Source organism: Micromonospora sp. NPDC049799 (genome assembly GCF_040656655.1).
Classification (GTDB): Bacteria; Actinomycetota; Actinomycetes; order Mycobacteriales; family Micromonosporaceae; genus Micromonospora.
On the sequence record NZ_JBFAMU010000271.1, the window covers coordinates 1 to 6,677 of the forward strand.

Genomic DNA, 6,677 nt, shown 5'->3' on the forward strand with positions numbered 1-6,677 from the left:
GTCGCCGCGGCGCTGCTGCCCGCCGTCGTCCGTCGAGCGGCCAGCCGGCGGCGCACCGCCGTGCTGGCGGTGGTGGGGCTGGTCGGGCTGGCCACCTGGCCGCTCGCCGGGCATCCGGTGGCCGCGCCCCTGCCGGCGGTGAGCGTCGCCCTGGCCACGGTCCACGTCGCCGGGGTGACCGTCTGGCTGGGCGGGTTGCTCACCCTCACGGTGTTCCTCCTGCGCCGGACCCACGAAAGGGTGCTCGCCCGGATCCTGCCGGCCTGGTCCCGGTGGGCCACGGTGGCGGTGTGCTGGCTCGTCGTCGCCGGCCTGAGCCAGGCCGCGATCGAACTCGGCCGGCCGTCGGCGCTGCTCGGCAGCACGTACGGGCGGCTGCTGTGCGCGAAGGCGGGACTCCTGGTCGCCGTCCTCGCGGTGGCCGCCGGGCAGCGCAACCTCGTCCGGCGCCGGGTCGCCGCGAACCACCCCCGGTGGGTCGTCCGCGCGGCCGGTGTCGAGCTGGCCGTCACCGCGGTGGTGCTGGCTCTCACCGCGATGCTCGTGCAGACCCCACCGGGTCGTACCGCCGGCACGGAGGCCGCCGGAGCCGTCCGGGAGGGTGTCGCCCGGTCCCTCGACACCGACCTGCTCACCGTGCAGTTCGACGTCTACCCCGCACAGGCGGGCACACCGAACAGCCTGCACGCCTACGTCTACACGCCGGAGGCCAGACCGCTGCCGGTCGTCGAGTGGACCGTCACCGCCGCCCTGCCGGCCGCCGGCATCGAACCGATCACCGTCGGAGTCGACACGCCGGAGCCGCACCACGCCAGCGCCGAGCTTCGCTTTCCCGTACCGGGCGACTGGACGGTGCGGATCACCGCCCGCATCTCCGACCTCGACCAGTCCACCGTGACCGCGACGGTGCCGATCCGCTGACACCTCCACCGTCGGGTCACTCGGGGGTCGCCGGCCCCAGCAGGCGGATCTCCTCGATGTCCAGTTCAGCCTGCACATCGCGCAGCACGAAGTCGTCGATCTCGTTCGAATCCCGCAACCGCGTCAGCTCGCGGCGCTTGTGGTCGAGGACGGCCAGCCGCAGCCGCCGGTCGAGGTCCGCGGCCCCCGCGGCCTCCTCGACCTCCTGAGCGGTGTCCAGCGACCGGACGTGGTGCAGGTGCTCCTCGTAGTCGGCCCGGAGCCGGTCCACCACGTCCCGTTGCACGCCCAACCGGTCGGCGATCCCAGGCAACGCCGCCAGGCCGACCTCGGTGGCACGCATCCGGGCCAGCCGCACCTCGTCCCCACGCCGCTGGTCGCCGACGAGACCGGCCCACCGGACGACAACCGGCAACGTCGTGCCCTGGACCAGCATGATGAACACGATGACCAGCGTGGTCACGAAGAGGATCAGGTCACGTTCGAAGACGGGCGCCCCGCTGGACATCGCCATGGGGACCGCGAGGGCCGCCGCGAGGGAGACCGCCCCCCGGAAGCCGGCCCACCCGGCCGCCGTGGCCACCCGCCAGGAAAACTCCGGATTGTCCCGGGCCGACCGGTCGAAGAGCCGAACCGCGGCCGTACTGAGGTGGATCCACGCCATCCGGATCGCCACCACCAGGACGGTCACCACCACGGCGATGACCACCGCCCGCCCCGTCGAGATGCTGGTGAGACCCCGCAGGGCGCGCGGGACCTGCATGCCGAGGAGCACGAACAGGCTGCCGTTGATCAGGAACGTGGACAGGTCCCAGAAGGTGTACGCCACCACCCGCGACCGGGCCCGGATGATCCGCGGGCCGGCGTACGAAAGCAGCAGGCCCGCGACGACCACCGCCAGCACACCACTGGCGTGGACGAGCTCGGCGAGGAGGAACGCGGCGAACGGGGTGAGCACGCTCAGCCCGCCCTCCCGCTGCGGGTCGTCGAGGCGTCGGCGGATCAGGATCACCGCCCCGCCGACCAGCAGGCCGGCGGCGACACCTCCCACCGCCGCGCCGGCGAACCGCGCGATCAGCCCCAGGGGCGTCGGCTCGATGCCGCTGACGATCAGGCCCACCGCGACCGAGAACAGCACCAGGGCGGTGCCGTCGTTGATCAGGCTCTCCGCGTGCAGGGTGGTGAGGAGACGGCGCGGCATCCGCTTCGCCAGGCCGGAGACCGCCGCGGCGTCGGTCGGCGCGAGCACCGCGCCGAGCACCCAGGCCGCCTCCGGGTCGACGCCGAACTGCCGCGCGAGCAACGCGACCCCGACCATCGTCACCCCGACCAACCCCACCGCGAGCAACGTGATCACGAAAAGGTTGGCGCGGATCTCCCGCAGGCTGGTGGTGATGCTCTCCCGGTAGAGGATCGCCGGCAGGAACAGCAGCAGCACCACCTCGGGACCGAGCACGACGTGCGACAGCGGCGAAAGGAGCGCGAGCAACGCGCCCATCGCGATGAGCAGGACCGGGGGAGCCACGCTGTAGCGCCCGCCGAGCGTGGTACCGATCAGCACCGTGCTGCCCAGCACCACTATCAGGACCAGAGCTTCCACCGTCACGTCCCCGTCGCGCCGCCGGCCGGCCGCCGGTCACAGGTCCACCCCACCATCGTGGTACGCGACGACGGCGAGTCGCTCCCGAACCGCCGAATTGATGCCGCCCGGAAGGGCACTGGCGGCGCACCGTTAGGCTGCTGCGGAATGCGAGCCATCGACACTCCACAGTCGATCCAGGATCGAGGTGTCCCCGTGACCGACCAGTACGACCGGCCGGACGGCCTGCTCGGCCGCTTCACGGCCACCCGCGCCTCCGCCGTGGCGGCGGACGGCCTGGTGCACCTGACCGTCGACGGCACCGGTGACCTCCTCGACCTCGACCTCGACCCGCGCGCCCTGCGCCTACCGGCGGCGGACCTGGCGGCGGCGATCCTGGAGGCGTTCGCCGCGGCCCGCGCCGAGGTGCAGGCGGCCCTCCAGGAGCAGCTCACCGCCGCGCCGGTGACCCTCCCGGAGGGGCTCGGCCCGCTGCTGCGCGACGTCGGCACGACCGCGCAGCGGCGGCTCGACGACATGACCGCCGCGGCACAGCAGATCGCCGACCGGCTCGGCCGACCGAACTGACGGGAGACGCCTGATGAAGCCGATGCACACCGAACCCGAGGTGCTGGCCGGTTCGGCCCAGGCCATCGCCGGGGCCGCGGTCGAGCTGGAGGACGGGCTCGCCGCCCTGAGCGCCACGGTCACCTCCGAGAACCCGTGGGGCGCCGACGAGCCGGGCAGCGTCTTCGGTGCCGCCTACACGGAGGTGCTGTCACACGCCCTGGAGACGTACGGCTCGCACGTGCAGCAACTGCTCGGCGCGGCCGAAGGGCTGGCCGACTGGGCCGCGCAGGTGGTCGAGACGGACCAGCGGTCGGGCGAGCTGTTCCAGTCGCTGCACGGCCGTCTCGGCGGCTGAGCCGTGGGCCTGGAGCTGCCGGCCGAGCTGACCGAACCGCTCAGCTGGGTCGGCCTGGAGTGGCCGGAGGCCGACGAGGAGCTGCTCTTCGCCGCCGGGCAGCAGTGGCTGGCCTTCGGGGCGCGGTTGCAGGGTGCCGCCGACCGCGCCAACGACGCCGCCGACGCGGTGTGCCGGCACAACGCCGGGACGACCACCGACGCGTTCGGGCGGTGGTGGGACGCCGACGACGGCCCACGCCGGCGGCTGCTGGAGGACGCGATCGCCGCCCAGCTCATCGGCAGCGTCCTCATCGTCTTCGCGGCCATGACGCTGGCCCTGAAGATCGCGTTCTTCGTCCAGCTCGTCATCCTGCTGGTCCAGGTGACGATGGCGATCGCCGCCGCGGTGGCGACCTTCGGCGCGTCCACCGCCACCGTGCCGGCGTTCATCGCCGCCACCCGCCTCGCCTGCCGGCAACTGGTCAAGCAGGTCGTTCAACAGGTTCGCACCCTGCTGAAACAGATCCTCGACCAGGCGAAGAAGCTGCTGAAGCTGGTGCGGACGGCCGGGGCGAAGCGGGCCGCCCGCAAGGTGGAGAAGCGCATCGCCGACGACCTCGCCCGGGTGAACCCGAAGTTCGACACCAGCACCCCGCACTACTCGGCCAACTGCACGCACTGCGTGCAGGCGTACGAGCTGCGCCGCCGGGGGGTCGACGCGGAGGCGACCGCCCTTCCCGACCGGTTCCACCTCTTCCGCGGACGCCCTCTCGCCGACCTGGAGAACGCGTGGGGCCGGACGTTCACCCCGGGGGCCAAGGGGGACATCGAAAAGGCGTTCGAGACCTTCGGGCCGGGGTCCCGTGGCGTGGTCTACGCCAAGTGGCAGGGCAACGGCGCCCACGTGTTCAACGTGGAGAACGTCGGCGGCACCGTGCGGTTCGTCGATGGTCAGAACGCCGGCGTGGACGTGGCCAGCTACTTCGACATCGCCAAGGACACGTCCTTCGTCCGCTTGGACGATGTCCCGACGCCGTCCCACCTCAGTGAGTTCGTCCGGACCCGCCGATAGGATCAGCCGCCATGACCGTCACGTACGAAGAGGCTCGCGAGATCGTCCGTCAGGCCACCGAGCCGGAATGGCCGTTCGGCACGTACTGCCTCGACGACCGGCAGATCACCGAGAACGACGAGCGGTACGTCTTCGAGGTCGGCTCCCGGGAGTACCTGCTCGACGGGAACCTGTCCTACGCGATGGCCGGCTCCGTGCCGACCGTCACCAAGAGCGACGGCACCCTGGAGTGGCTGCCGTCAGTCACCGTGGCGATGGACCGCTCCATGCGGACGCGACCCAATCCGGCTCCCACGCTGCGGTTCTGAGCACGGTCAGCGGTCGACCTGGGTGAAGTCCCAGGAGTGCGGTGGGCGGGCGAGCAGCATGGCAGGCGGGTCCGGCAGCGGTCGCGGGTTGCTGCGCCACTTGGAGATGACCACCACCCGGTGGTCGGTGGAGGAGAACACCTCGCTGGCCACGTGCAGCGGGTCGTGGTCGAACTCCGGCAGGGCGGTGTCACAGACCCAGGTGACGAGGTCCGCCATCCCGTACGGCTCCGCCCGCGCCTCCCACATCCGTACGATCACGTCGGCCGTCCCCTCCCTCACACGCTGACCCTGGTCAGCGGCATCGCCGAGTCGGCGGGCAGGTCCAGCCGGCTGGCCGCGACGCCCGCGGCGACGAGGTGCGAGCCGAGCGCGGCGACCATGGCGCCGTTGTCCGTGCAGAGCTTCGGGCGGGGCACCCGGACCCGGATCCCGTGCTTCGCCGCCCGGTGCTCGGCCATCGCCCGCAGCCGGGAGTTGGCGGCGACTCCCCCACCGATGACGAGGGTCTCGACGCCGTTGGTCCGGCAGGCGTCCAACGCCTTGCCGACCAGCACGTCGCAGACCGCCTCCTGGAAGGACGCGGCGACGTCGGCGACCGGCACCGGCTCGCCGGCCCGCTGCCGCGCCTCGACCCAGCGGGCCACCGCTGTCTTCAGCCCGGAGAAGGAGAAGTCGAAGCGGTGGGCGGCCAGGTCCTTGGGCGCGGTGAGCCCGCGCGGGAAGGCGATGGAGGCCGGGTCGCCGGCCCGGGCCTCCCGGTCGACGTACGGGCCGCCGGGGAACGGCAGGCCGAGCAGCCGAGCGATCTTGTCGAACGCCTCGCCGGCCGCGTCGTCGATGGTGGCGCCGAGCGGGGTCACGCCCCGGGCGAGATCGTCGACGAGGAGCAGCGAGGAGTGCCCGCCGGAGACCAGCAACGCGACGGCCGGCTCGGGCAGCGGACCGTGTTCGAGGGTGTCCACGGCGACGTGCGCGGCCAGGTGGTTGACGCCGTAGACGGGCTTCTCGGCGGCCAGCGCGTACCCCTTGGCGGCGGCCACTCCGACGAGCAGGGCGCCGGCCAGCCCGGGTCCGGCGGTGACGGCGATCGCGTCGACGTCGGCGAGGGTCACGCCCGCCTCGCGCAGGGCGCGGTCCATGGTCGGCACGATGGCCTCCAGGTGGGCGCGGCTGGCCACCTCCGGCACCACGCCGCCGAAGCGGGCGTGCTGGTCGACGCTGGAGGCGAGGGCGTCGGCGAGCAGGGTGTGCCCGCGGACGATGCCGACGCCGGTCTCGTCGCAGGACGTCTCGATGCCGAGGACCAGGGGTTCGTCAGCCATTGCTCACTGCCTCTTGTCGCTGCATGACCAGCGCGTCGGTGTTGCTGGGTTGGTAGTAGCCGCGTCGCACGCCGATGATCTCGAACCCGTAGGACGCGTAGAGCTTCTGGGCCGGGCCGTTGTCCGCCGCGACCTCCAGCAGGGTGCTGCGGGCACCGAGCCGTGCGGCCTCGGCGAGCAGCGCCTCCAGCAGCAGGCGGCCGATGCCGCGCCGCTGGGCGTCGCGCCGGACCGCGACGTTCTGCACCCACGCCTCGTCGGACGGGGCGGCGGTGAGGCCCGCGTACCCGAGCACGGTGTCGTCGTCGACGGCGACCAGGTAGTGGTGGCCGTTGGCCAACTCGTTCCAGAACATCGCCGCCGACCACTGCTCCGCACCGAACAGGTCCGCCTCGATGGGCAGCACCTCGTCGATGTGCCACCACCGGAACCGTTCCAGCCGTACCCCGCTCACGGCAGGACCGGCTTGCGCGCCGTGGCTGCCACGGCGTCGGGCCGACGCAGGTAGAGCGGCGTGAGCGTCTCGCCGGGCGCACCGGCCCGGATGCGCTCCGCCGCGAGGGCCG

The 6,677-nt window shown here is 72.7% G+C and carries 9 protein-coding genes and 1 pseudogene; 5 read left to right on the top strand and 5 right to left on the bottom strand.

What is annotated here, in order from left to right; all coding sequences use genetic code 11:
• On the top strand, positions 1-921 hold a 921-nt coding region (locus tag AB0I76_RS19405; RefSeq protein WP_357037094.1), incomplete at its 5' end, for a CopD family protein.
• Between the two features lie 16 nt (positions 922-937).
• Here the strand turns inward: AB0I76_RS19405 and AB0I76_RS19410 are convergent.
• Entirely contained in the window at positions 938-2,521 is a 1,584-nt protein-coding gene (locus AB0I76_RS19410; protein WP_357037097.1) for a Na+/H+ antiporter, read from the bottom strand.
• A 195-nt stretch (positions 2,522-2,716) separates the two neighbouring features.
• Between AB0I76_RS19410 and AB0I76_RS19415 the strand changes: the two genes are divergently transcribed.
• Genes AB0I76_RS19415 through AB0I76_RS19430 form a run of 4 tightly spaced genes read left to right on the top strand, consistent with a single transcriptional unit; the run spans position 2,717 to position 4,786 of the window.
• A complete protein-coding gene (locus AB0I76_RS19415; RefSeq protein ID WP_357037100.1) occupies positions 2,717-3,088 on the top strand; it encodes a YbaB/EbfC family nucleoid-associated protein in 372 nt (123 codons plus the stop codon).
• A 13-nt stretch (positions 3,089-3,101) separates the two neighbouring features.
• The gene (locus tag AB0I76_RS19420) at positions 3,102-3,425 is read left to right on the top strand and encodes a hypothetical protein (RefSeq protein WP_357037104.1); all 324 of its coding nucleotides are present in this window, start codon (positions 3,102-3,104) and stop codon (positions 3,423-3,425) included.
• A gap of 3 nt (positions 3,426-3,428) precedes the next feature.
• The gene (locus AB0I76_RS19425; RefSeq protein ID WP_357037107.1) at positions 3,429-4,478 is read left to right on the top strand and encodes a toxin glutamine deamidase domain-containing protein; all 1,050 of its coding nucleotides are present in this window, start codon (positions 3,429-3,431) and stop codon (positions 4,476-4,478) included.
• Positions 4,479-4,489: 11 nt separating this feature from the next.
• Positions 4,490-4,786 (top strand): hypothetical protein, encoded by a 297-nt coding sequence (locus AB0I76_RS19430; protein WP_357037110.1) that lies wholly within the window; start codon positions 4,490-4,492, stop codon positions 4,784-4,786.
• Positions 4,787-4,792: 6 nt separating this feature from the next.
• Here AB0I76_RS19430 and AB0I76_RS19435 read toward each other — a convergent pair whose 3' ends face one another.
• From AB0I76_RS19435 to AB0I76_RS19450, 4 genes and pseudogenes are all read right to left on the bottom strand, one after another.
• On the bottom strand, positions 4,793-5,047 hold the full coding sequence (locus tag AB0I76_RS19435; RefSeq protein ID WP_357037113.1) for a hypothetical protein: 255 nt from the start codon (positions 5,045-5,047) through the stop codon (positions 4,793-4,795).
• A 17-nt stretch (positions 5,048-5,064) separates the two neighbouring features.
• Positions 5,065-6,111, bottom strand: coding sequence for a tRNA (adenosine(37)-N6)-threonylcarbamoyltransferase complex transferase subunit TsaD (tsaD, locus tag AB0I76_RS19440; protein WP_357037116.1), 1,047 nt, complete (start codon positions 6,109-6,111; stop codon positions 5,065-5,067).
• Positions 6,104-6,565, bottom strand: coding sequence for a ribosomal protein S18-alanine N-acetyltransferase (gene rimI, locus AB0I76_RS19445; protein ID WP_357037119.1), 462 nt, complete (start codon positions 6,563-6,565; stop codon positions 6,104-6,106). Before rimI ends, tsaD begins: the two co-directional genes overlap by 8 nt.
• Positions 6,562-6,677, bottom strand: a pseudogene (locus tag AB0I76_RS19450) (tRNA (adenosine(37)-N6)-threonylcarbamoyltransferase complex dimerization subunit type 1 TsaB); the annotation flags it as partial. The pseudogene AB0I76_RS19450 and the gene rimI, both read right to left, overlap by 4 nt.

Coding starts and splice junctions, on each gene's coding strand:
- AB0I76_RS19420 (WP_357037104.1), top strand. CDS start 3,102: ATGAAGCCGATGCACACCGAACCCGAGGTGCTGGCCGGTTCGGCCCAG.
- AB0I76_RS19430 (WP_357037110.1), top strand. CDS start 4,490: ATGACCGTCACGTACGAAGAGGCTCGCGAGATCGTCCGTCAGGCCACC.
- tsaD (WP_357037116.1), bottom strand. CDS start 6,111: ATGGCTGACGAACCCCTGGTCCTCGGCATCGAGACGTCCTGCGACGAG.